The sequence below is a fragment of the Phycicoccus jejuensis genome, from assembly GCF_044797865.1.
Lineage (GTDB): Bacteria > Actinomycetota > Actinomycetes > Actinomycetales > Dermatophilaceae > Phycicoccus > Phycicoccus jejuensis.
In genome coordinates this window covers 3,056,071-3,079,718 of record NZ_CP085209.1, presented here as the reverse complement: position 1 = coordinate 3,079,718, position 23,648 = coordinate 3,056,071, and the positions used below count along the sequence as shown (strand labels likewise).

The 23,648-nt window shown below is 75.1% G+C and carries 21 protein-coding genes and 1 riboswitch; of the genes, 14 read left to right on the top strand and 7 right to left on the bottom strand.

The window, feature by feature from the left end; translation table 11 throughout:
• Nucleotides 1-46: 46 nt before the first annotated feature.
• The 3 genes from LG324_RS14565 to LG324_RS14555 are packed head-to-tail and all read right to left on the bottom strand — an operon-like array spanning nt 47 to nt 2,300.
• Nucleotides 47-652, bottom strand: coding sequence for a DNA-3-methyladenine glycosylase I (locus LG324_RS14565; RefSeq protein ID WP_404349017.1), 606 nt, complete (start codon nt 650-652; stop codon nt 47-49).
• Nucleotides 649-1,794, bottom strand: a complete 1,146-nt coding sequence (locus LG324_RS14560; RefSeq protein WP_404349015.1) for a metallophosphoesterase — start codon at nt 1,792-1,794, stop codon at nt 649-651. Before LG324_RS14560 ends, LG324_RS14565 begins: the two co-directional genes overlap by 4 nt.
• Nucleotides 1,791-2,300: a glutathione peroxidase gene (locus tag LG324_RS14555; protein ID WP_030528075.1), complete on the bottom strand. Its 510-nt coding sequence runs from the start codon at nt 2,298-2,300 to the stop codon at nt 1,791-1,793. Before LG324_RS14555 ends, LG324_RS14560 begins: the two co-directional genes overlap by 4 nt.
• 93 nt (nt 2,301-2,393) lie before the next feature.
• Here LG324_RS14555 and LG324_RS14550 point away from each other — a divergent pair, with 93 nt between their 5' ends.
• Complete coding sequence (locus LG324_RS14550) at nt 2,394-3,866, top strand: flavin-containing monooxygenase (protein ID WP_404349013.1); 1,473 nt, start codon at nt 2,394-2,396, stop codon at nt 3,864-3,866.
• Between the two features lie 16 nt (nt 3,867-3,882).
• Here the strand turns inward: LG324_RS14550 and LG324_RS14545 are convergent, their stop codons facing one another.
• Nucleotides 3,883-4,710, bottom strand: a complete 828-nt coding sequence (locus LG324_RS14545; protein ID WP_404349010.1) for a helix-turn-helix domain-containing protein — start codon at nt 4,708-4,710, stop codon at nt 3,883-3,885.
• A 428-nt stretch (nt 4,711-5,138) separates the two neighbouring features.
• Between LG324_RS14545 and LG324_RS14540 the strand changes: the two genes are divergently transcribed.
• The 9 genes from LG324_RS14540 to LG324_RS14500 all read left to right on the top strand — a co-directional run bounded on the left by LG324_RS14540 (nt 5,139) and on the right by LG324_RS14500 (nt 17,485).
• Nucleotides 5,139-5,771, top strand: coding sequence for a lysoplasmalogenase (locus tag LG324_RS14540; protein WP_404349008.1), 633 nt, complete (start codon nt 5,139-5,141; stop codon nt 5,769-5,771).
• Nucleotides 5,772-5,805: 34 nt separating this feature from the next.
• On the top strand, nt 5,806-6,270 hold the full coding sequence (locus LG324_RS14535) for a DUF4396 domain-containing protein (RefSeq protein ID WP_404349005.1): 465 nt from the start codon (nt 5,806-5,808) through the stop codon (nt 6,268-6,270).
• A 161-nt stretch (nt 6,271-6,431) separates the two neighbouring features.
• Entirely contained in the window at nt 6,432-9,335 is a 2,904-nt protein-coding gene (gene leuS / locus LG324_RS14530; RefSeq protein ID WP_404353154.1) for a leucine--tRNA ligase, read from the top strand.
• A gap of 18 nt (nt 9,336-9,353) precedes the next feature.
• Nucleotides 9,354-11,006, top strand: coding sequence for an amidohydrolase (locus LG324_RS14525; protein WP_404349004.1), 1,653 nt, complete (start codon nt 9,354-9,356; stop codon nt 11,004-11,006).
• A gap of 83 nt (nt 11,007-11,089) precedes the next feature.
• Nucleotides 11,090-11,203, top strand: a riboswitch (SAM riboswitch).
• 40 nt (nt 11,204-11,243) lie between these two features.
• On the top strand, nt 11,244-12,602 hold the full coding sequence (locus LG324_RS14520; protein ID WP_404349001.1) for an aminotransferase class V-fold PLP-dependent enzyme: 1,359 nt from the start codon (nt 11,244-11,246) through the stop codon (nt 12,600-12,602).
• A 40-nt stretch (nt 12,603-12,642) separates the two neighbouring features.
• Nucleotides 12,643-13,503 carry a DegV family protein gene (locus LG324_RS14515; protein WP_404348999.1) on the top strand — a complete coding sequence of 287 codons (861 nt, stop codon included), beginning with the start codon at nt 12,643-12,645 and terminating at the stop codon, nt 13,501-13,503.
• Nucleotides 13,503-14,120, top strand: a complete 618-nt coding sequence (locus LG324_RS14510) for a glycerol-3-phosphate acyltransferase (protein WP_404348996.1) — start codon at nt 13,503-13,505, stop codon at nt 14,118-14,120. The genes LG324_RS14515 and LG324_RS14510 overlap by 1 nt, the downstream gene beginning before the upstream one ends.
• 111 nt (nt 14,121-14,231) lie before the next feature.
• Entirely contained in the window at nt 14,232-15,110 is an 879-nt protein-coding gene (locus LG324_RS14505) for a ComEA family DNA-binding protein (protein WP_404348994.1), read from the top strand.
• A complete protein-coding gene (locus LG324_RS14500) occupies nt 15,107-17,485 on the top strand; it encodes a ComEC/Rec2 family competence protein (RefSeq protein WP_404348992.1) in 2,379 nt (792 codons plus the stop codon). Before LG324_RS14505 ends, LG324_RS14500 begins: the two co-directional genes overlap by 4 nt.
• Nucleotides 17,486-17,492: 7 nt before the next feature.
• On the opposite strand, the gene LG324_RS14495 is transcribed toward LG324_RS14500, so the two are convergent.
• Entirely contained in the window at nt 17,493-18,446 is a 954-nt protein-coding gene (locus LG324_RS14495) for a LysR family transcriptional regulator (RefSeq protein ID WP_030528087.1), read from the bottom strand.
• A 108-nt stretch (nt 18,447-18,554) separates the two neighbouring features.
• Here LG324_RS14495 and LG324_RS14490 point away from each other — a divergent pair, with 108 nt between their 5' ends.
• Together LG324_RS14490 and LG324_RS14485 are read left to right on the top strand one after the other, a co-directional pair.
• Nucleotides 18,555-19,529, top strand: a complete 975-nt coding sequence (locus LG324_RS14490) for an NAD-dependent protein deacetylase (RefSeq protein ID WP_404348989.1) — start codon at nt 18,555-18,557, stop codon at nt 19,527-19,529.
• Entirely contained in the window at nt 19,526-20,035 is a 510-nt protein-coding gene (locus tag LG324_RS14485; RefSeq protein WP_404348987.1) for a GNAT family N-acetyltransferase, read from the top strand. The genes LG324_RS14490 and LG324_RS14485 overlap by 4 nt, the downstream gene beginning before the upstream one ends.
• A 9-nt stretch (nt 20,036-20,044) precedes the next feature.
• Here LG324_RS14485 and LG324_RS14480 read toward each other — a convergent pair whose 3' ends face one another.
• Nucleotides 20,045-21,244 (bottom strand): RimK family alpha-L-glutamate ligase, encoded by a 1,200-nt coding sequence (locus LG324_RS14480; protein ID WP_404348984.1) that lies wholly within the window; start codon nt 21,242-21,244, stop codon nt 20,045-20,047.
• A gap of 23 nt (nt 21,245-21,267) precedes the next feature.
• On the opposite strand from LG324_RS14480, the gene LG324_RS14475 reads away from it, so the two are divergent.
• Nucleotides 21,268-21,744 (top strand): ATP-dependent zinc protease, encoded by a 477-nt coding sequence (locus LG324_RS14475; RefSeq protein WP_404348982.1) that lies wholly within the window; start codon nt 21,268-21,270, stop codon nt 21,742-21,744.
• On the top strand, nt 21,744-22,712 hold the full coding sequence (locus LG324_RS14470) for a succinylglutamate desuccinylase/aspartoacylase family protein (protein WP_030528092.1): 969 nt from the start codon (nt 21,744-21,746) through the stop codon (nt 22,710-22,712). Before LG324_RS14475 ends, LG324_RS14470 begins: the two co-directional genes overlap by 1 nt.
• Before the next feature lie 12 nt (nt 22,713-22,724).
• Here LG324_RS14470 and lexA read toward each other — a convergent pair whose 3' ends face one another.
• Nucleotides 22,725-23,441 (bottom strand): transcriptional repressor LexA, encoded by a 717-nt coding sequence (gene lexA / locus LG324_RS14465; RefSeq protein WP_242525592.1) that lies wholly within the window; start codon nt 23,439-23,441, stop codon nt 22,725-22,727.
• Nucleotides 23,442-23,648 lie beyond the last annotated feature (207 nt).

The window sequence follows — 23,648 nt, the reverse complement described above, 5'->3', positions numbered from 1 at the left end:
TCCTGCACGGAGAGCCGGGCCGCGGCGTTCGTGGTGCGGGGGTCGGTCAGCTCGGCCAGACGCCGCTCGTGCCGCGCCGGTGGCTGCCGAGCAGGTGGGTGTCGACGATGCCGACGGCCTCCATCAGGGCGTACATCGTCGTCGGGCCGACGAAGACGAACCCCTTGCGCTTCAACGCCTTCGAGAGGGCGAGGGACTCCGGCGAGCTCGTGGGCACGTCGGCGGGGGTCTGCGGGCGGGGGGTGTCGGCCGGCCGGAACGACCAGACGAAGCGGGCGAGGTCGCCGTCGGGGTCGTCGCGCAGGTCGAGCGTCGCGCGCGCGTTCGTGATCGTCGCGAGCACCTTGGCGCGGTTGCGGACGATGCCCGCGTCGGCCATCAGCCGGGCGACGTCGTCGTCGCCGTAGCGGGCGACCACCTCGGGGTCGAATCCGTCGAACGCCGCCCGGAAGGCGGGCCGCTTGCGCAGGATGGTCGCCCACGACAGCCCCGACTGGAACGCCTCGAGCGAGAGGCGCTCGAACAGCCCGCGCTCGTCGCGCACCGGCATGCCCCACTCGGTGTCGTAGTAGTGCTGCAGCAGCGGGTCGCTCGCGGCCCACACGGGACGCGCGAGCCCGTCGTCGCCGACGACCGTGCCGGCGTCGCTCACGAGCGCCTCAGCGTGATGATCGGCACCTCCGGCGGCGCGAGCACCCGGACGGCCGGCCCCCACGCGCCGGCGCCGCGCGAGGTGATGACCCGCGTCCCGGCGACCGTCGCCTCGCCGTCGACCATCGGCTGCTGGAGCGGCACGAGGTAGCGGATCGGCCACAGCTGCCCACCGTGGGTGTGCCCGGACAGCTGGAGGTCGACCCCGCGGCCCTCGACGGCGAAGGCCTGGCGCGGCTGGTGCGCCGCGTAGAGGGTGAAGCCGGCGACGTCGACGCCCGAGAGGGCGGCGTCGGGGTCGGGCGTGAACGGGCCGGTGCCCGAGTAGTCGTGGACGCCGGCGAGGGTGATCGACGCCCCGTCACGCTCGAGCGGCGTGTGCTCGTTGGCGAGGACGGTCAGCCCGAGGCGGCGGAACTCGTCGACCCAGTTGGCGGTGTCGCGGTACATCTCGTGGTTGCCGGTCGTCACGTACACGCCGAGCGGGGCCTCGAGGTCGGCGAGCGGCGCGATCTCCTGGCGGTAGCGGGCGGCGGTGCCGTCGACGAGGTCACCGGCGATGACGACGACGTCCGGCCGCTGGGCGTTGACGAGGTCGACGACCGTGCGGGTGAACCCGGCGCTGCGGACGGCGCCGGCGTGCAGGTCGGTGAGCAGCGCCACCTTGGCCCCGTCGAACTGGGCGGGCAGCTCGGGGGAGGCGACCTCGAAGGCCGTGGCCGAGGGGCGCGAGGCCTCCCAGGCGCCGTAGCCGGTCAGGCCGACGGCGAGGGCGGCGACGAGCGGCGCGGCGACCCGGTTGAACCGGCGCCGGGCGTCGCGCCCGTGGTCGTGGCGCCACCGCAGCAGCCAGATCGCGCCGCTGACGAGGGCCACCGGCACGAGGCCGAGGAAGAGGTAGAGGCACGTCGCGAGGAACGCGGCGCCGGTCCAGGCGACCGGCCGCATCGTCCCGGCGCTCCACGCGCCGCCCCAGACGTCGAACTGCTCCAGCACCGCCGCGACGAGAGCCGCGAGCACCAGCGCAAGCAGCCACGGCACCCAGCGCCGGCCCCAGCGCGGGGCGACGGCCAGGCGGTGCCAGACGAAGGCGAGGAAGCCTCCGAGGACGACGACCGGGACGAGCGCCGCGAGGGCGCTCACGCGCCGTCCGGGGACGCCGGGGCGGGGGCGGCGAGGGCGGCGCGCACGTCACCGGCGAGGTCGGCCGGCTCGGTGTTCGGGGCGTAGCGCTTGACGACCGTGCCGTCCCGGGCGACGAGGAACTTCGTGAAGTTCCACTTGATGCGCCCGCCGAGCAGGCCCTTCTTCTCGGACTTCAGCCACTCGAAGAGCGGGTGCGCGTCGTCACCGTTGACGTCGACCTTGCCGAACATCGGGAAGGAGACGCCGTAGTTCATCTGGCAGAACTCGCCGATCTCGTCCGAGCTGCCCGGCTCCTGCGACCCGAACTGGTTGCACGGGAAACCGAGCACGACGAAGCCCTCGTCCTTGAGCTCGTCGTAGAGGGCCTCGAGACCGGCGTACTGCGGCGTGAAGCCGCACTTGCTCGCGGTGTTGACGACGAGCACGACGTCGCCGGCGTACGTCGACAGGGGGCGCTCCTCGCCGGTGAGCGTGGTGGCGGTGAAGTCGGAGAGGGTGGTCATGTCGTTCATCGTCGCACGCGGCCCTGAGCACGTTCCGGGGTGCGCGGCAACCCTCGACGCACGGCGCACCGACGGCGGACCTAGCCTGAGCGAGTGTCACCGGACCCGATGCGACCGCCCCCGCTCGACGTCGACGTGCTGGTCGTCGGCGCCGGCATCTCCGGCATCGACGCCGCGTGCCGGCTGGCGACCGAGCGGCCCGAGCTGACCTGGGCGGTGCTCGAGGCGCGCGAGGCGACAGGGGGCACGTGGGACCTCTTCCGGTATCCCGGCATCCGCTCGGACTCGGACATGTACACGCTGGGCTTCCCGTTCCGGCCGTGGCGCGGTCGCCGCTCGATCGCGCCCGCGTCGGAGATCCTCGAGTACGTCCGGGCGACCGCCGACGAGTACGGCGTGACCGAGCGGACGCATCTCGGGCAGCGGGTGACGCGGCTCGCGTGGTCCTCGGACGAGGAGCGGTGGACGGTGACCGCGCGCCGGTCCGACGGGGAGGTGCTCGAGCACCGGGCGCGCTTCGTGCACCTGGCGACGGGTTACTACGCGTACGACGCGGGGCACGTCGTCGAGTTCCCGGGCCAGGAGTCGTTCGGTGGCGAGGTCGTGCACCCGCAGCACTGGCCGGAGGGGATGCCGGTCGCGGGCCGGCGCTTCGTCGTCGTCGGCAGCGGGGCCACGGCCATCACGCTCGTGCCTGCGCTCGTCGAGCAGGGCGCGGCGCACGTGACGATGCTGCAGCGCAGCCCGAGCTACGTCGCCGCGCTGCCGGGCGCCGACCGGGTGGCCGACGTCGCGCGCCGCGTGCTGCCCGCGCGGGCGGCGCACCATCTGGTGCGGGGCAAGAACGTGGCGCTCGCGACGGCCAGCTACCAGGCGCTGCGGCGGTGGCCGACGGCCGGGCGGAAGGTCCTGCGCAAGCGGCTGCAGGAACGGCTGCCCGCCGGGTACGACGTCGACACGCACTTCTCGCCGCGTTACGACCCGTGGGACCAGCGCGTGTGCGTCGCGCCCGACGGGGACCTGCTCGACGTGCTGTCGGGGGAGCGGGCCGAGGTCGTCACCTCGACCGTCGACGCGTTCGTCGCCGAGGGTGTGCGGACCGGGGAGGGCCGGGTGCTGCCGGCCGACGTCGTCGTCACCGCCACCGGGCTGCGGCTGGAGCTCGCCGGGGGAGCGGAGCTGGTCGTCGACGGGGAGGTGGTCGACGTGCCGTCGCGTCACGTCTACAAGGGCTGCATGCTCTCGGACGTGCCCAACCTGTTCCTGGCCGTGGGCTACACGAACGCCAGCTGGACGCTGCGCGCCGACCTCACGGCGCGGTGGATGTGCCAGCTGCTGGGTCACCTCACAAGCCGGGGGCGGACGGTCGCGGTGCCGCGGTGGGACGGCTCCGGCGGGGAGGACCGGCCGCTGCTCGACCTCACGTCGGGGTACGTGCGGCGGGGGGCGCACCTGCTGCCGCGGCAGGGGTCGCGCCGTCCGTGGCGGGTCGTGCAGAGCTACGCGTACGACGTCGCGACGACCCGCTTCGGGCGCCTCGACGACGGGGTGCTCGAGACGCGCTGAGGGTCTCGTCGCGTCGTCAGGCGGCGTCCGGGGCCGGGCGGGTGCGCGCGGTCCGGCGGGGGCGGCGGGGCGGCCGCTTGATCGGGCGGTCGGCGAGCTCGCGCAGGAGCAGACGCAGGTGGTGGCGCTCGTCGTCCTCGAGGGCGACGAGCGCGGCGTCCAGGAGCATCTCGACGTCCTGCTCGACGCGGGCCACAAGCTCGCGGCCCTCGTCGGTCGCGACGGTGCGGCGGGTGCGGAAGTCGCGCCAGCCCTGCTCCCGGCGAACCAGACCGTGGGCGGTGAGGGTGGTGAGGAGGCGGCTGACGGCGGCCTCGGAGCGCCCGAGGTACTCGGCGAGGTTGACCCCGTCGGAGGGCTTGGCGACGACCCGGCGGAGGGCGTCGAACCCCTCGGGGGTCAGGACCGGGGAGATCTCTTCGAGGGCCCGGACGAGGTCGCGGTCGAGCTGGGCGCTCGCCTGGCGCAGCAGCGCCGGGAGGTGGAGCGGGTCGTCGGCGTCCGGGCGCTCCCAGCGGCGTGGACCGTCGGCCCGGACGCCGGGGCGTAGCGCGAGGTGCTCGTGCAGGCGCAGCCAGGGCGCGTGCTCGGCGGTGTCCTCGGGCGGGATGCCCCGGCGCGTCGTCCACGACAGGCGGCCCCGGGCGACGCCGGGCGCGGGCGTCGGCGGCCCGGGTTCTGCGACGTCGAGCGCCGGCGGTGATGCCGTGGGCGGCTCGCTCGTCGGGGGCGGTCCTGCGGGTTGCTCGCTCGCGCCGGCCCCGCTCGCGCCGGACTCGGTCGCGCCGGCCTCGCTCGCGCCGGCCTCGGTCGCGCCGGCCTGGGTCGGACTTGGCTCGTCCATCGGTCTCCTCCGCTCCGTGGGGACGACACCGATCCTGCCCGCCCGGACCCGGCCGCCGCGGGCGTCATCCACAGGCCCCGGAATCCTGAGAGCGACCGGTCGACAGGTGCTCCCCCAGCCTCCTGCCATCGCGGAAGGTTTACCTTCCAGCCGCAACCATTTGCTTGCTTCCGCAACCACATCCCTGCACAGCGGAAGGGAAACCTTGCCGGGTGGAAGGCAAACCTTGCCCGCGGGCAGCGAAACCTTCCGCGGTGCAACCACATGCTTGCGGGTGGAAGATAAACCTTGCGTGGTGGAAGGGAAACCTTCCGGAGGGGCAGGAGGCTGGGAGAGCACCTCTCGACCGGTCGCTCTCAGGATCGGCGACGGGCCGGACCGCGGTTCCGCCGTCCGCCGGCCCGCCCCGCCGCTGGCAGGATGCGGCCGTGCTCGCCGTCGCCGCCGTCCTCACCGCCGTCGTCGCGCTCGCCGACTGGTGGGCAGTCGCCACGCAGCGCGCCGGCGTCGAGCGGTGGGCCAAGCCGGCAGTCATGGTCGGCCTCGTGGCCGTCGCGCTCGCGGCCGGCGCCCTCGACCACCCCGCCGGCCCCGCCCTGCTCGTCGCGCTCGTCCTCGGCGGGGTGGGCGACGTCCTCCTCCTCGACGACTCCGAGCCACGCTTCGTCGCGGGCCTCGCGGCCTTCCTCGTCGGCCACCTCGCGTACGTCCTCGCCTTCGTTCGCGACGGCCTCGACCACCCCGCGCTCGCCGCGGCCGGCGCGGCCACCGTCGCCGTCGCGCTCGTGGCCGGCCGGCGCATCCTCCCCGCCGCGACGCGCGACGGGGGAGCAGGGCTCGGCGCCGCGGTCGGCGTCTACATGGCGGTCATCGCGGCGATGGCGGTGACGGGATGGGCCACCGGCAGCCCGCTCGTCGCCGCGGGCGTCACGCTCTTCGTCGTCAGCGACACCCTGCTCGCGCTCGACCGGTTCGTCACCCCACGTCCCGGGGCGCGCCTCGTCGTCATCGTCACCTACCACCTCGCGCAGGCGCTCATCGTGGCCGGCCTGCTCGTCTAGGAATACCCTCAGGGGGTATCTTGTTGTCGCCATCATGAGCACCCACGCACACGCCCACCACGGCCCGACGAGCTGGGGCGACGCGGCCTCCGCGACGCTGCACTGCCTCACGGGCTGCGCCATCGGTGAGGTCGCCGGGATGGTCATCGGCACCGCCTTCGGCCTCGGCACCGGCTCGGTCGTGGTCCTGTCCGTCGTCCTCGCGTTCGCCACCGGCTACGCCCTGACCGTCCGCTCGGTCCGCGCCGCCGGCCTGGCGCTCGGCGCCGCCCTCGGGGTGGCCTTCGCCGCCGACACCGTCTCCATCCTCGTCATGGAGGTCATCGACAACGGGGCGATGGTCCTCGTCCCCGGCGCGATGGACGCCGGCCTCGGCACCGTCCTCTTCTGGGTCTCTCTCGCCGGGTCGCTCGCGCTGGCCTTCGTCGTCACGGTCCCGGTCAACCGCTGGCTGATGAGCCGGGGCCGCGGCCACGCCGTCGTCCACGCGATGCACTGACCCGGGTGTCCCGGCAGCGGCCCACCGCCCTGCGGTACCCTGAGCGCGTGCCGAGGCTCCTGCTCCTTCCGTAGCCGCGCGGCCCACCCGGCCCGCGCGGCGACCCCTCCTGTGCGAGGGGTTTTTTCATGGCCGCAGGACACGACGACGACGAGGACGAGATGAGCGACACCCCGCACCGCTACACCGCCGAGCTGGCCGGCCGCATCGAGGTCGCCTGGCAGGACCGCTGGGCCGAGCGTGGCACCTTCCACGCCCCCAACCCCGCCGGCCCGTGGGCCGAGCCCGACGCCGTCGCCGGGTACGAGGGCGGCCACCTCCTCGTCCTGGACATGTTCCCCTACCCGAGCGGCGCCGGCCTGCACGTCGGCCACCCGCTGGGCTACATCGCCACCGACGTCTTCGCGCGCTACAACCGGATGCTCGGGAAGAACGTCCTGCACTGCCTCGGCTACGACGCCTTCGGTCTGCCCGCCGAGCAGTACGCGGTCCAGACGGGGCAGCACCCCCGCACGACCACCGAGGAGAACATCGCCATCATGGCGCGCCAGCTGCGCCGCCTCGGCCTCGGCCACGACGACCGCCGCGCCATCCGCACGATCGACCCGGACTACTACCGCTGGACGCAGTGGATCTTCCTGCAGATCTTCAACTCCTGGTACGACCACGACGCACCCCGCGAGGACGGCGGCACCGGCCGCGCCCGCCCCATCGACGAGCTCGTCGCCGAGTACCGCGACGGCACCCGCCCGCTGCCCGCCGACGACGGCCGCGGGTGGGACGACCTCTCGCACACCGAGCGTGCCGCGCTGCTGGACGCCCAGCGCCTCGTGCAGTCGGTCGAGGCCACCGTCAACTGGTGTCCGGGCCTCGGCACGGTGCTGGCCAACGAGGAGGTCACGAACGAGGGCCGCTCCGACCGCGGCAACTTCCCGGTCTTCAAGCGCCAGCTGCGCCAGTGGGTCATGCGGATCACCGAGTACGCCGACCGGCTCGCGGACGACCTCGACGGCGTCGAGTGGCCCGAGAAGGTCAAGACGATGCAGCGCAACTGGATCGGCCGCAGCCAGGGCGCCCACGTGACGTTCCCGGTCGAGACCGCCCCGGACGCGCAGGGCATCGAGGTGTTCACGACCCGACCCGACACCCTCTTCGGCGCGACCTTCATGGTGCTCGCCCCCGAGCACCCCCTCGTCGACACCCTCGTCCCGGCCGACGGCTGGCCCGAGGGCACGCGCGACGCGTGGACCGGCGGGCACGCCACCCCGGCCGAGGCGGTCGTGGCCTACCGCGCCGAGGCCGGTGCGAAGACCGACCTCGAGCGCCAGGCCGAGGGCAAGACCAAGACCGGTGTCTTCACCGGCGGGTACGCCATCAACCCGGTCAACGGCGCCCGCGTGCCGGTCTTCGTCGCCGACTACGTCCTCATGGGCTACGGCACCGGCGCAATCATGGCCGTGCCCGCGCAGGACGAGCGCGACTGGGACTTCGCGACCACCTACGAGCTGCCCATCGTCCGGACGGTGCAGCCGCCGGCAGACCACGACGAGTCGACCGCCTACACCGGCGACGGCCCGGCGACGAACTCCGCCAACGACGAGATCAGCCTCGACGGCCTCGGCGTGGCCGACGCCAAGGAGCGGATGACCGCCTGGCTCGAGGAGAAGGGGTACGGCCGCGGCGCCGTCACCTACAAGCTCCGCGACTGGCTCTTCGCGCGCCAGCGCTACTGGGGTGAGCCGTTCCCCGTGCTGTTCGACGAGGACGGCATCGCGTACGGCGTGCCCGCCGACCAGCTGCCCGTCGAGCTGCCGGACGTGCCGGACTACTCGCCGAAGGTCTACGACCCGGACGACGCCGACAGCGAGCCCGAGCCGCCGCTGGCGCGCGACACGGAGTGGGTCGAGGTCGAGCTCGACCTCGGCGACGGCCGCGGCACCCGACGCTTCCGCCGCGACACCAACGTCATGCCGCAGTGGGCGGGCTCCTGCTGGTACTACCTGCGCTACCTCGACCCGGCCAACGGCGACGCGCTCGTCGACCCCGCCAACGAGGACTACTGGATGGGCCCGCGCGACACCCCGGTCGCGGGCGCCCCGGCCGGCACGCGCGACCCCGGCGGTGTCGACCTCTACGTCGGCGGCGTCGAGCACGCGGTGCTGCACCTGCTCTACGCCCGCTTCTGGCACAAGGTCCTCCACGACCTCGGCCACCTGCGCTCGAGCGAGCCCTTCCGGACGTACTTCGCGCAGGGCTACATCCAGGCGCCGGCGTACCGCGACGCACGCGACCAGCCGGTCGAGGCCAAGGAGGTCGTCGAGGGCCCCGACGGCACCTTCACCTGGAACGGCGAGCCGGTCACCCGCGAGTTCGGGAAGATCGGCAAGTCGCTCAAGAACATGGTCAGCCCGGACGAGATGTACGAGATGTACGGCGCCGACACCTTCCGGCTCTACGAGATGGGCCTCGGCCCGCTCGAGCAGAGCAAGCCCTGGGACACCCGGGCCGTCGTCGGCAGCCAGCGCTTCCTCCAGCGGCTGTGGCGCAACGTCGTCGACGAGGAGACCGGCGAGGTCGTCGTCACCGACGCCACGCCGGACGACGCGACCAACCGCGTCCTGCACCGGACCATCGACGCCGTCCGCACCGACTACGCGGCGCTCGGCTTCAACACGGCCATCGCGCGCCTGACCGAGCTCAACAACGCGCTGACCAAGCTCGAGGGCGGTGTGCCGCGCGCGGCCGCCGAGGCCCTCGTGCTCATGGTCGCCCCGATGGCCCCCCACCTCGCCGAGGAGCTGTGGATGCGGCTGGGGCACACCGGGTCCCTGACGCACGAGCCCTTCCCGGTCGCCGACCCGGCACTGCTGGTGGACGACACGGTGACCTGCGTCGTCCAGGTGCGCGGCAAGGTCAAGGACCGCCTCGAGGTGCGGAGCGACATCACCGAGGACGCCCTGCGCGAGCTCGCCCTCGCGAGCCCCAAGGTGCAGGCGAGCCTCGAGAACGGGGTGCGCACGGTCATCGTCCGCGCCCCGAAGCTCGTCAACGTCGTCCCCGCCTGACCCGGGACGCGCGCGGCGGTGGTCGACCTCATCCTGTCGGGAGGGCCCGTCTTCACGGCGCGGGCGGTGCGCTCGCGCCCGACCGCCGTCGCCGTCGACGACGGGCGCGTCGTCGCCGTCGGGCACGAGGAGGTGCTCGACCTCGCGACCTCGCGGACCGAGCACGTCGACCTGCGCGGCCGGATGCTCCTGCCCGGCTTCCAGGACGCGCACGTGCACCCGGTGTGGGCCGGGGTCCACATGGGGCGCTGCGACCTCGACGGGCTCTCGACCGCGCGCGCCTACCTCGAGCGGATCGCCCGCCACGTCCGCGAGCACCCGGACGAGGAGTGGGTGCTCGGCGGCGGGTGGTCGATGACCGCCTTCCCCGGGGGCACCCCGACGGCGGCCGAGCTCGACTCCGTCGTGGGAGCCCGGCCGGCCTTCCTGCCCAACCGCGACGTGCACAGCGCCTGGGTCAGCTCCGAGGCGCTGCGGCGCGCCGGTATCGACCGCGACACCCCCGACCCGCGCGACGGGCGCATCGAGCGCGACGCCGACGGCCACCCGACCGGGACCCTCCACGAGGGCGCGATGGCCCTCGTCGGCAACATCGCCCCGGAGACGACCGACGACGAGCGGCTCGAGGGGCTGCTGCGCGCCCAGGCGCACCTGCACGCGCTCGGCGTGACGGCCTGGCAGGACGCGATCATCGGCGACTACGGCGACGGCGGGAACCCGGCGCGGGCGTACCGGGCGGCCGACGAGTCCGGGCGGCTGACCGGCCGCGTCGTCGGCGCGCTCTGGTGGGACCGCAACACCGGGCTGGAGCAGGTGCCCGACATCATCGGGCGGCGGGACGCCCTGTCCACGAACCGGTTCCGCGCGACGAGCGTCAAGATCATGCAGGACGGCGTGCCCGAGAACTTCACCGCCGCGATGCTCGACCCGTACTGCGACGGGCACGGCCGGTACACCGACAACTCGGGCATCTCGTTCGTCCCCGTCGAGACGTTGCTGCCGGCCGCGGTGCAGCTCGACGCCGCCGGCTTCCAGCTGCACTTCCACGCGATCGGCGACCGCGCCGTGCGCGAGTGCCTCGACGCCGTCGAGGGAGCCATCGCCGCCAACGGCCGCCGTGACGCGCGCCACCACCTCGCCCACGTCCAGGTCATCCACCCCGACGACGTCCACCGCTTCCGCGAGCTCGGCGTCGTCGCCAACCTCCAGGCCTTCTGGGCCGCGCTCGAGGCGCAGATGGTCGAGCTGACCATCCCCTTCCTCGGCGAGCCGCGCACCTCGTGGCAGTACCCGTTCGGCGACCTGCACCGCTCCGGGGCGACGCTCGCGATGGGCTCCGACTGGGCCGTCTCGACCGCCGACCCGCTCGCCGCGATCCACGTCGCGGTGACCCGGCAGATCCCCGAGGCGCACCGGGAGGGCGAGCCGGAGCACCCGGTGTTCCTGCCCGAGCAGCGGCTCGACCTCGCGACCGCGCTCACCGCGTACACCGCCGGCTCGGCGTTCGTGAACCGGCACGAGGGGACCGGCAGCATCCGGGAGGGCGCCCTCGCCGACCTCGTCGTCCTCGACCGCGACCCGTTCGCCGGGCCGCCCGAGGAGATCGGGGCGACGCGGGTGCTGCAGACCTTCGTCGACGGCCGGCGCGTGCACGCCGCCGACGACGCCTGAGGCCACCCGGAGCGGCGGGGCCGTCCCACGTCGTGGACCCGGGATGACGGGTCGCGGGCGCGTTCGTCACACTCGTCGGCGTAGGTCATGAGTGCCAGTGACAAGCCCCGGCTCGCTGGCCGGCAACCCTCCTCCGCGGTGGGGTGCCCCGGGTGACGACCTGGTCGGCGCCGCAGCGGCGTCGGCAAGCGCGGATCCCGGGCGTCCCGAGGGTCCACGAGGCCCTCAGGAGCCCCGATGTCCACGCACCACACCGCCCTCGTCGCCGTCGGCCACGCCGGCCCCTCCCTGCTGACCCGGTCCCTCCCCGCCGTCGTCGCGCCCGACCCCGTGCCCGTCGTGTCCGGGGCGCTCGTCGAATACGCCCCGCTCGACCACGCGGCCTCGACCCCCGCGCTCGAGTCGGTGGTCCGCGCGGTCGCGACCGCCACCCGCACCTACAGCTCGGTGCACCGCGGCACCGGATGGCTCTCGCGGGTGACGAGCGCCCACTACGAGGCCGCCCGCGACGAGGTCGCGCGCTTCGTCGGGGCTCGCGCCGACGACCTCGTCGTCCTCGTGCGGACCACGACCGAGGCGACCAACCTCCTCGCCCGCGCGCTGCCGCCGGGGACGCCCGTCGTGGTGTTCGACACAGAGCACCACGCCTCGCTGCTGCCGTGGCCGGCCGCCGCCACGCACCGGCTCCCGGTTCCCGCCTCCCCGGAGGAGGCGCTCGGCCGCCTCGGGTCGACGCTCGCCGGCCTCGCGGGCGGGCCGACCCCGCTCGTCGTCGTCACCGGGGCGTCCAACGTGACCGGTGAGCTGTGGCCGGTCGAGCGCGTCGTCACCGTCGCCCGCCGGCACGGTGCCCGGGTGCTCCTCGACGCCGCGCAGCTCGTCGCGCACCGGCCGGTCGACCTCACCGCGCTCGACGTCGACTGGGTCGCGTTCTCGGGGCACAAGCTGCACGCCCCCTACGGCGCCGGCGCCCTCGTCGGGCGGGCCGACTGGCTCGACGCCGCCGAGCCCCACCTCGCTGGTGGAGGGGCCAGCGCGGCGGTCTCGGCGGACGGCGTCACGTGGGCGACGGGCGCGGCGCGCCACGAGGGCGGCAGCCCGAACGTCCTCGGGGCGGTCGCGCTGGCGGCCGCGTGCGCGGCGCTGCGCACCCACCGGGCGGCGGTCGAGGCGCACGAGGCGCGGCTCGGGGCCCGGCTGCTCGAGGGGCTCGCGGGCATCCCGGGCGTGCGCGTGCACTCGGTCTTCGGAGCCGACCACCCGCGGGTGCCGGTGGCGGCCTTCACCGTCGACGGCCTCGACAGCCACCTCGTCGCGGCGGCGCTGAGCGCCGAGCACGGCATCGGGGTGCGGGCGGGCAAGTTCTGCGCGCACCGGCTCGTCGACGCGCTCCTGGCCCGGGACGGTGACGGCGCGGTGACCGCCGTGCGCGCGAGCGCCGGCCTCGCGACGACCGACGAGCACGTCGAGCGGCTGCTCGCCGCCGTCGCCGCGCTCGCGGCGGACGGGCCGGGCGTCGAGTACGTCGAGGAGCCGGGGCGGGGCTGGGTGCCGGCCGACGACCCGCGCGACCTCGACGTCCCGCTGCCCTGGTGAGGCCGGTTCCCGGGGCGTGGGGGGCGCTAGCCTGCGCAGGGTGACCACCGCGATCGTCACCGACTCCACCGCCTACCTCTCGCCGGGCGACCTCGAGGGGCTGCCGGTGCGTGTCGTGCCGCTCCACGTCGTCATCGGCGGGCACGAGCACCGCGAGGGCGTCGACGTCGGCTCCGACGAGGTCGCCGCGGCGCTGCACGCCTTCACGCCCGTCTCGACCTCGCGTCCGGCGCCGGCGGCGTTCGCGGAGGCCTACGAGGCGTCGGCCCGCGACGGCGCGGACGGCATCGTGTCGGTGCACCTGTCCGGGGAGCTGTCGAGCACGGTCGCCGGCGCGGGCCTCGCCGCCGGGACCGCCCCGGTGCCGGTGCGCGTCGTCGACTCCCGCGCCCTCGGGATGGCGATGGGCGAGGCCGTGCTCGCCGGGGCGCGGGCGGCCGTCAGTGGCGCCTCCCTCGACGAGGTGGCCGAGACGGTGCGGCGCACGTGCGAGGGCGCCACGGTCGTCTTCTACGTCGACACCCTGGAGTACCTCCGGCGCGGCGGCCGGATCGGGCGGGCCGGGGCGCTCGTGGGGTCCGCGCTGTCGATCAAGCCGATCCTCGGCCTGCGCGACGGCCAGATCGTCCCGCTCGAGCGGGTGCGCACGTCGAGCCGCGCCATCGCCCGGCTCGAGGAGATCGCGGTCGAGGCGGCCGAGGCCGCCGTGGCGGCCGGAGCGCCCGGTGTCGACCTCGCCGTGCACCACCTGGACTCCGCCGAGCGCGCCGAGAGCCTCGCGGGCCGGCTGCGCGGCCGGATGCCCGACGCGGGCGTGCGGGTCGTCGAGCTCGGCGCCGTCGTCGGCGCGCACGTCGGCCCGGGCACGCTCGCGGTCGCCGTCGTGCCGCGCGTGTCCTGATGGCCGTCCTCGCCCTCGTCGCGCTCGCGGCGCTCGGGTTCCTCGTCGGCTCGGCCAACGTCGCGACCGTCGTGGCGCGGGCGCTCGGGGCCGACCTGCGGCACGCCGGGTCGGGCAACCCCGGGGCGACGAACGCCGGACGGGTGCTCGGCCGGCGGTGGGGCGCGCTCGTGCTCGTCCTCGACGTCTTCAAGGCCTTCGTCCCGACGCTCCTCGTCATGCTGTGGGCCGGCACGCTGCCGGCCCTCGTCGTCGCCGGCGGCGTCGTCCTCGGGCACGTCTACAGCCCGTTCCTCGGCGGGCGTGGCGGCAAGGGCGTCGCCTGCGCGCTCGGGGGGATCCTCGCGGTGGCGCCGTGGGTGGCGTTCGCGGCGGTGGTCGTGTTCGCGCTCGCGCTGGCCGCGCTGCGCCGGGTGGGGGAGGCCTCGGTCGTCGCCACCGGCTTCCTCGCGGTGCTCGGGGCGGTCGCCGGCGCCGGGCTCGCGTCGACGGGGGTGGTCGGGCTGGCGCGCGACGAGGGGGTCTGGCTGCTGCTCGTGTCGGTGCTCGTCCTCGCCCGGCACCGGCGCAACATGCGCGCGGCGTGGGGTCGGGTCCGGGGGCGCCGGAGCGGCTGACGTCGGTCTCCTCGGCGGCAGGTCGTCCACAGGCGGGCCGGGCGCGGTCCGTCGTCCACAGATCGCCCGCGGCCCGGTGCCGCGGGAACGTGGGCTGCCTAGCGTCGGGGGATGCGCCAGCGCCCCGACCCCGACGCCCTCTCGCCCCGGGCGAGTGCGTGGCTGCGCTCTCGCTCGCGGTCGGCCGGATGGGTGCCCGAGGTGCCGTCCGCGACGTCGGAGGCCGATGACGGAGGCGTCCACGACGACGCCGACGACCGGGTCGAGGACCGGCGACGCGTGCGGCTGCCGACCACGCTGCAGGGGGCGCGGTGGCAGCCGGGGCGCTCGGCCGTGCTCGGGGTCGTCGTCCTCGCGCTGCTCGCCGCGGTCGTCCTCGGGCTGCGCGTCGCGAGCGCGGGGTCGGACGGCGACGTCGTCGCGCCCGGGGGCGGGGCGCGGGCCGGCCCGGTCGGGGTGACGGCGGGAGCCGTCGACGTCGGGGTGCCGACGTCGTCCCTGGCGTCTCCTTCGTCGTCGTCGTCGGTGTCGCCGTCGCCGTCCGGCGAGGTCGTCGTGCACGTCGTCGGCCGCGTCCGCCGCCCGGGGGTGCGGTCCCTGCCCGCCGGCTCCCGGGTGGCCGATGCGGTCGACGCCGCCGGCGGTGCGACGGGTGGGGCCGACCTCTCCGCCGTCAACCTCGCGCGCGTGCTCGTCGACGGTGAGCAGGTGCGGGTGCCGGCGGAGGGAGAGGCCCCGGTCGCACCGCCCGCGTCGCCGGTCGGGGGTGCGAGCGGGGGCGCGTCGGGCGCCCCGGCCGCACCGGTGTCGCTGAGCACGGCCGACGCCGGCACGCTCGACGGGCTGCCGGGCATCGGGCCGGTCCTCGCCCAGCGGATCGTCGAGTGGCGCACCGCGCACGGCCGGTTCTCGAGCGTCGACGAGCTCGCGGAGGTGAGCGGCATCGGCGAGAAGCTGCTCGAGCAGCTGCGGCCGCTGGTCGTGCCGTGACGCAGTCCGGGACGCCCACCGCCGACGCGGGGGACCTGCGGCTGCTCGGCCCGGCACTCGTCGCATGGGCGGTGGCCGCCGCGACGCTCGGGCTCGGGTGGGGCGCACGGCTGGTCGTCGTCGGTGTGGAGGTCGTAGCCTGCCTGGTCCTCCATGCGTGGGTGCGGGTCGTCCGCCGGCCGGGCGGGCGTGCGGCGGTGTGGCGGTGGCCGGTCACGCTCGCCGTCGTCCTCGTCGCCCTGCTGCAGGTGTCGGCCGTGGCGGCGACGGTCGCGCGCGAGCAGGGCGGTGTGCGCGAGCTCGCGGCCGGGCGGGCGGTCGTGACCGCCGACGTGCTCGTCACCGGCGAGGCGATCCGCGTGGCCGCGCGTGACGGGTCGGCGCGCTTCGTCCGCGCCGGCACCGTGCAGCGGTTGACCGGTCGCGGGCGGACCGTCGCGACGTCGGCGCCCGTCCTCCTCGTCGGGGGCGAGGTGCTGCTGGCGCCGCGGTGGCACGAGACCGTCCGGGTCCGCGGACGGCTCGGGCCGATGGAGTTGGCCGACGACCGGGTCGCCACGCTCGCGGTCTCCGGGCGGCCGGTGTCGCTCGCGCCGCCGGGGGCGGTCGCGCGGGGTGCCGAGCGGCTGCGCACCGGCCTGCGCCACGCCGTCGACGACGCCCCGGCCGATGCGCGGGGCCTGCTGCCCGGGCTCGTCATCGGCGACACGAGCCGCACCCCGCCCGACCTCACCGAGGCGATGCGGGCCACCGGGATGACCCACCTGACCGCCGTCTCCGGCAGCAACGTCGCCGTCGTCACCGGGCTGGTGCTCGGCCTGTGCGCCGTCGTCGGCGTCCCGCGGCCCCTGCGGCCGGTGCTCGCGGGGCTGGCCCTCGCGGGGTTCGTCGTCCTCGCGCGCCCCGAGCCGAGCGTCGTGCGCGCGGCCGCGATGGGCGCGATCGGGCTGCTCGGGCTCAGCCGGTCGCGGCGCTCGGCCGGGCTGCCGGTGCTCGCCGGCGCGGTCGTCGTCGTCCTCGTCCTCGACCCGTGGCTCGCGCGCTCGTACGGCTTCGTCCTCTCGACCCTCGCGACGCTCGGGCTGCTCCTCTTCACCCGCCCGTGGGGCGAGGCCGTCGGGCGCCGGCTGCCCCGTCGGCTCGCGCCGCTCGGGCCGGCGCTCGCCGTGCCCGTCGCCGCGCAGGTGATGACGGCCCCGGTCGTCGTGCTGCTCCAGGGGTCGGTGAGCGTCGTCGGCGTGCTCGCGAACCTCCTCGCGGCGCCGCTCGTCCCGCCCGCCACCGTCGCGGGGGTGGCCGCCTCCCTCGTCTCGCTCGTCTGGGGGCGCGGCGCCGAGCTCGTCGCGTGGGTCGGGGTGGTGCCCACGACCGGCATCGCGCGCGTCGCGCGGGCGGCCGCCGAGGTGCCGGGTGGCACGCTGCCCTGGCCGGACGGGCCCCCCGGGGCGCTGCTGCTGGCCGGCCTGCTCCTCGTCGTCGTCCTCACGGGTCGCGCCCTCGTCGCGGGCGTCGCGCGCCGGCCGGTGGCCGTACTCGGCGTGGCGCTGCTCGCGCTGGCCTCCTTCCTGCCGACCCGGCTCGTCACGTGGCCGCCCGAGGGCTGGCGGGTCGTCGTCTGCGACGTCGGCCAGGGCGACGCCGTCGTCCTGCGCAGCGGTCCGGGGCGCGGGGTGCTCGTCGACGTCGGGCCCGACCCCGCCCTCGTCGACGGCTGCCTCGACCGGCTCGACGTCACGACCCTCGACGCGGTCGTCCTCACGCACTTCCACGCCGACCACGTCGACGGCCTGGCCGGCGCCCTTCGTGGCCGCACCGTGCGGCAGGTGCTCGTCGGCCCGGTCGCCGAGCCCGCGTCGGCGGCCGCGACCGTCCGGCGCACGGCGGCCGCGGCGGGCATCCCGGTCGGCGTCCTCCACGCCGGCGACCGGGTCCGGCTCGGGGAGGTCGACGCCGTCGTCTGGAGCCCGTGGCGCCGCATCGCCGAGGGGTCGGTGCCCAACAACGGCAGCGTCGTCCTCGCGGCCCGCACCGGCGATGTCGACGCGCTGCTCCTCGGCGACGTCGAGCGCGAGGCGGCGCACGACCTCCTCCTGCGCCTGCGCCGCGACCCGGCGATGGCGGCGGCCGCCCGCGGGTTCGAGCTCGTCAAGACGCCGCACCACGGCTCGGCCAACCTCGACGAGGGGCTGATGGCCGCCGTCCGCGCGCCGGTCGCGGTCGTCAGCGTCGGCGCGGACAACGACTACGGGCACCCGGCGCCGGCGCACCTCGCGCTGCTGCGCCGGCTGGGCTCGGCGGTCTACCGCACCGACCAGCGCGGTGACGTCGCCCTCGTCGAGCGGCGCGGCGGCCTGCGGGTCGTCACCGCACGCTGAGCGGGTGTCAGATCGAGAAGGTCGGCTCCGGCTGCCGGACCGTCGGTGCCGTCGACTGCGAGCCCGCGCTCTCGATGAGCGCCTCCAGCGTGGCCCGGACCGCCGGCACCCGCCCGAGGTCGGGGGTCGTCAGGGCCGTGATGGTGCGGCGCGACGCCGGCTCCATCGGGAGGGCGACGACCTGGTCGTGGTGGACCGTGCGCAGGATGAGGTCGGGGATGAGCGCCACGCCGAGCCCCTCGGCGACCAGGCCCATGACGGCGACGTAGTCCTCGGTCTCGTAGGCGACGTCCGGGCGGAACCCGGCGGCGTCGGCGAGCTGGACGAGGTGGCCCCGGCAGCGCGGGCAGCCGGCGATCCACGGCTCCTGCGCGAGCTCGGCGAGGTGGGCCGTCGCCTCGTGCGCGGCCGGGTGCTCGCGCGGCATGGCGAGGCGCACCTCGTCCTCGAGCAGCGGCGTGACGACGAACGCGTCGAGGTCCTCCTCGCCGCGGGTGGCGTCGGTGCCCTCGTAGGCGAAGGCGATGGCGAGGTCGCACTCGCCGGCGCGCAGGGCGGCGATGCTCTCGGGCGGCTCGGCCTCGGTGAAGGTGATGTGCACGTCGGGGAAGCGCTGCTTGACGAGCGAGAGCGCCCGCGGCACGAGGGTCGCCGAGGCCGACGGGAAGGCCATGAGCCGCACCCGGCCGCTGCGCAGCCCGGCGATGGCCGCCACCTCCTCCTCGGCGGCGTCGAGCGCGGCGAGCACCGGGCCGGCGTGGCGGGCGAGCACCCGGCCGGCCTCGGTGAGGCGGACGTTGCGCCCGACCCGCTCGACGAGCACCGTGCCGGTGCGCTGCTCGAGGCGGCGGACCATCTGCGAGATGGCCGGCTGGGTGTAGCCCAGCGAGGCGGCGGCGGCGGTGAAGCTGCCCTGCTCAGAGATGGCTCGCATGACGCGGAGGCCGGCGGCGTCGATCATGGGGCCCATCCTATAAGCGGGCGTTATCGACCGCCCGGGTCTCGCAACGCGGCGTCATCCGCGGCCGCTCCCCGGGGCGGTGTCGGCGGCGCGGGGGATACTGGCGCCATGCCGGAGACCCCCAGCGCGCCCCCCGTCGCGACGCTGCGGCTCGCCGGTCGCGACGAGGTCGGCCGCACCCCCGACTGGGCGACCCGGCCGCTGCCGCCCGAGGCCCGCGAGCCCGCCGCCGTCGCGCGGCTCGCGGACCTGCTGCGCGCGCACCCCGGCACCCTCGTCCTCTCCGGGGCCGGGATGTCCACCGACTCCGGCATCCCCGACTACCGCGGCCGCGACGGCACCCGTCGGGTCATGCCGATGCAGCACGGCGAGTTCTGCGCCTCGAGCGAGAACCGGCAGCGGTACTGGGCGCGCTCGTTCGTCGGCTGGCAGCGCTTCTCGCGCGCCGAGCCCAACCGTGGCCACCACGCCGTCGCCGCCCTCCAGGAGGCGGGGCTGCTCGGCCCGGTCATCACCCAGAACGTCGACGGCCTGCACCAGGCGGCCGGCTCGCACGACGTCACCGAGCTGCACGGCACGCTCGCCGAGGTCGTCTGCCTCACCTGCGGCGACCGCTCCGGCCGCGAGGAGCTCCAGGCGCGGATGGCCGCCGCCAACCCCGGCTTCGAGGAGCGGGTGCGCGGAGAGGCGCCGGACGGCTCGCAGGTGAGCAGCCAGATCCGCCCGGACGGCGACGTCGTCCTGCCCGAGGACGCCGTGGCCGGCTTCCGGCTCCCGCTCTGCCTCGTCTGCGGCGCCGACACCCTCAAGCCCGACGTCGTGTTCTTCGGCGGCTCGGTGCCGCGCGAGCGGGTCGACGCGTGCTTCGCGCTGACCGACGCCGCGCCCGCGCTGCTCGTCCTCGGCTCCTCGCTCGCCGTGATGTCGGGGCTGCGGTTCGTCCGGCACGCGGCGCGCCGGGGCATCCCGGTGGCTGCCGTGACGCGGGGGCCGACGCGCGGTGACGAGCACATGGCCCTGCGGGTCGACGCGCCCCTCGCCCCGACGCTCGAGCAGCTGCTGCGCGACGGGGCGGCCGCGTGACCGCGGCCGAGATCCGTTCCGCCACACCGGCGGACCTGCCGGGAATGGCCGTCATCTACAACGACGCCGTCCGGAACACCGTCGCGACGTTCGACCTCGAGCCGCGCCCCGACGACCACTACGCCCACCGCGTCGCGTCCACGCGCCCCGGCGACCACGTGCTCGTCGCCGTCGCGCCCGACGGCGACGTGCTCGGCTACGCGTTCTCGGGCACCTACCGGCCGCGCGCCGCGTACGACGGCACCCGCGAGGTGTCGGTCTACCTCGCCGAGGCCGCCCGGGGGCAGGGCCTCGGCCGCCGGCTCTACGCCGAGCTGCTGCGTCGGGTCGACGCCGACGGCGTGCACACCTGCGTCGCCGTCATCGCGCAGCCCAACCCGGCGAGCGAGGCGCTGCACCGGGCCCACGGGTTCGAGCACGTCGGCACGCTGCGCGAGGTCGGCTACAAGCTCGGCCGCCGCGTCGACACCGCGTTCTGGCAGCGCCCGCACCCCGACGGGCGCTGACGCCTCGCCTCACTCGGGGCGCGCGTCGTGGATCGGCTCCTTCGGCAGGCGCTTGACCTTGCGCGTGCGCCGGCGGCGGCTCGGGATCATCGAGCGCATCTCCTCGAGCTTGCCGAAGCAGAGCATCCGGTCGCCGGCCTCGAGCACGTGGTGGCTGTTGGGGTTGGGGATGACCATCGTCCCGCGGTGCAGCGTCAGTGCCGTGATGTCACGCTCGCGAAGACCACTGTCGCCCAACGACTTCCCGACGAGGTCGGACGCCTCGTGCACCGCGATCTCGGCGACGCCGTAGCCCGTCGAGACGGTGAGGCGCTGGCGCACGTCGATCTCGGGGAAGGCGACCTGGTTGTCGATGTGGTCGATGATCGCGCCCGCGACGTCGAGCTTGGTCGCGGTCTCGATCCCCTCGAGGCCGGGGGAGGAGTTGACCTCCATGACCTGCGGCCCCTCGTCGCTCTCGAGCATGTCGACACCGGCGACCCGCAGGCCCATGATCTGCGCGGAGCGGACGGCGGCGCGCTCGAAGTCGGGGTCGAGCTCGACCGGCTCGACCGACCCGCCGCGGTGCACGTTGGACCGGAACTCGTCGCCCTTGGCCACCCGGCGCATCGCGGCGACGACGCGGTCGCCGACCACGAGCGCGCGGATGTCGCGGCCCTTGCTCTCCTTGACGAACCGCTGGATGAGGACGTTCTGCTTCGTCGACTGCAGCGTCTCGATGATGGCCTCGGCGGTCTTCATCTCCGGCGCGAGGATGACCCCGATGCCCTGGGTGCCCTCGAGCAGCTTGATGACGACCGGCGCACCGCCGACCCGCTCGATGGCGGGGATGACGTCGGCGCGGTCGCGGACGAAGGTCGTGGGCGGCATCCCGATGTTGTGCCGCGACAGGATCTGGGTGGCGCGCAGCTTGTCCCGCGAGTTCGCGATGCCCCACGAGGTGTTGGGCGTGTAGACGTCCATCTGCTCGAACTGCCGCACGACGGCGGTGCCGAAGTAGGTGATGGAGTTGCCGATCCGCGGCAGGATCGCGTCGTACGTCGAGAGCCGCTTGCCGCGGAACTGGAGGTCCGGCTCATCTCCGGACAGGTCGATGCCGAAGCGGAGGGTGTTGAGGACCTTGACCTGGTGGCCACGGTCCTGGGCGGCGGTGCGCAGGCGCTGCGTACTGTACGAGCGAGGCGCGCGGGAGAGGATCGCGAGCTTCATGGTTTCCCGACGGGAGAGGACGGATGACGGACAGCCATTCCTACACCCTCGCGGGCTGGCGCGAGTGGGTCGGCCTCCCGGCGGTCGGTGTGCCGTGGGTCAAGGCCAAGCTCGACACCGGCGCGCGGTCCTCGTCGATCCACGCCTTCGACCTCGAGGACCTCGAGCGCGACGGCGAGCGGTGGGCCCGCTTCCGCATCCAGCCGTGGCAGCGCTCGGAGGCCGACGCCGTCCAGTGCGAGTGCCCCGTGCTCGACGTGCGCGAGGTCCGCTCGTCCTCGGGCCACGCCGAGGAGCGGCTCGTCGTCGCGATGGACCTCGTCCTCATGGGCCGCACGGTCGCCGCCGAGATGACCCTCGCGCGCCGCGACGAGATGGGCTTCCGGATGCTCGTCGGGCGCGAGGCGCTGCGCCAGGGCTTCGCCGTCGACCCCGGCCGCTCCTACCTCGGCGGCCGTCCGCCGCTCGCGATGCGCCGGCGCAACCGGGGGAGGGCCTGATGGCCCGGCGCCCCCTTCGGCCCTCCTTCGAGATCGGCCACGTGCGCGTGCGCGCCGGGCGCACGCAGTCGGTGTCGCTGCCGATCACCCGTCTGGTCACCGGCGCCGACGTCGAGCTGCCCGTCCGGGTCGTCCACGGGCGCGAGGAGGGACCGACCGTCTGGGTCGACGCCGCCATCCACGGCGACGAGGCGGTCGGGGTCGAGGTGGTGCGTCAGGTCGTCGCCGGCCTCGACCCGAAGACGTTCTGCGGCACCTTGATCGCCGTCCCCATCGTCAACGTCCTCGGCTTCTCGGCCGGGCAGCGATACCTGCCCGACCGCCGCGACCTCAACCGCTCCTTCCCGGGGTCGCCGCGCGGCTCGCTCGCCGGGCGCATCGCGCACCTGTTCATGACCGAGGTCGTCGACAAGTGCGAGGTCGGCATCGACCTGCACACCGGCTCGGACCGGCGCACCAACCTGCCGCAGGTCCGCGCCGACCTCGAGGACCCGCGCACCCGCGCGCTCGCCGAGGCCTTCGCGGCCCCCGTCATGCTCAACGCGAAGCTGCGCGACGGCTCGCTCCGGTACGCCGCCCGCGAGCGGGGCGCGACCGTCCTGCTCTACGAGGCGGGCGAGGCGTGGCGGATGGACCGCTGGGCCGTCGACGCCGGCGTGCTCGGCGTGCGCCGCGTGCTCGCCGCGCTCGGGATGACCGAGCCGGTCGCCGAGGACCCGCCGGCGCCGTCGGCGGTCTCGTTCCGCAGCGGATGGGTCCGGGCGCGCGGCACCGGCATGCTCCACCTCGAGGTCGCGCTGGGGGAGCGCGTCGAGCGCGGGGCGCGCCTCGGTGGCCTCTTCGACTCGCTCGGCAAGCGGGTGCGGCTGGTGCACGCCGACCGCTCCGGCGTCGTCGTCGGGCGCACCGAGGCGCCGCTGGTCAACTCCGGCGACGCGGTCGTCCACATCGCCGAGGTCGAGGACTGACGCCGGCCGGCCTCAGACGCGGCGCAGGACCGCGGTGACCTTGCCGAGGATCGTCGCGTGGTCGCCGTCGATCGGCTCGAAGGCCGGGTTGTGCGGCATGAGCCAGACCTTGCCGTCGCGCCGCTTGAAGGTCTTGACCGTCGCCTCGTTGTCGAGCATCGCCGCGACGATGTCGCCGTTCTCGGCGGTCGGCTGCTGGCGCACGACGACCCAGTCGCCGTCGCAGATGGCCGCGTCGACCATCGAGTCGCCGACGACCTTGAGCAGGAAGAGGCTGCCCTCGCCGACGATCTGCTTGGGCAACGGGAAGACGTCCTCGACGACCTCCTCGGCGGTGATCGGGACGCCGGCGGCGATCCGGCCGAGGACCGGGACGTAGGAGGCCTCGGGGCGCTCGTCGCCCTCGCCGGTGACGTCGACGACCTCGTCGGCCTCGGGGCGGCGGTAGCCGGAGCCCTGACGGTCGGGGGAGACGACCTCGATGGCGCGCGGCCGGTTGGGGTCGCGGCGCAGGAAGCCCTTGCGCTCGAGCGCCGAGAGCTGGTGGGCGACCGAGCTGGGGGAGGTGAGCCCGACGGCCTCGCCGATCTCGCGCATGCTCGGCGGGTAGCCGTGCCGGTCGACGGCGTTGCGGATGACCTCGAGGATCTTGCGCTGGCGGTGGGTGAGGTCCCCGCCGTCGCCGCGGTCGGGCATCTCGTGGATGTCGGCGTTCCTCGGACGTGCCATCTCGACCCCTTCGCTGCGGCCGCCCCGTGCCGACGGGGGGCCTGACCGGTGTTTTCGCAGGTCAGACGGTCTGTCGGTGGTGACATGCAGTCTGATCTGCATGCGGACATCCTACGAGCGACGGGCCTCGAACTCAAACATGTGTTCGACGCGTGTCTTGTCCGCCTCGAACGTGCGTGCTATAACTCGTACAGACGTTCTATCGAA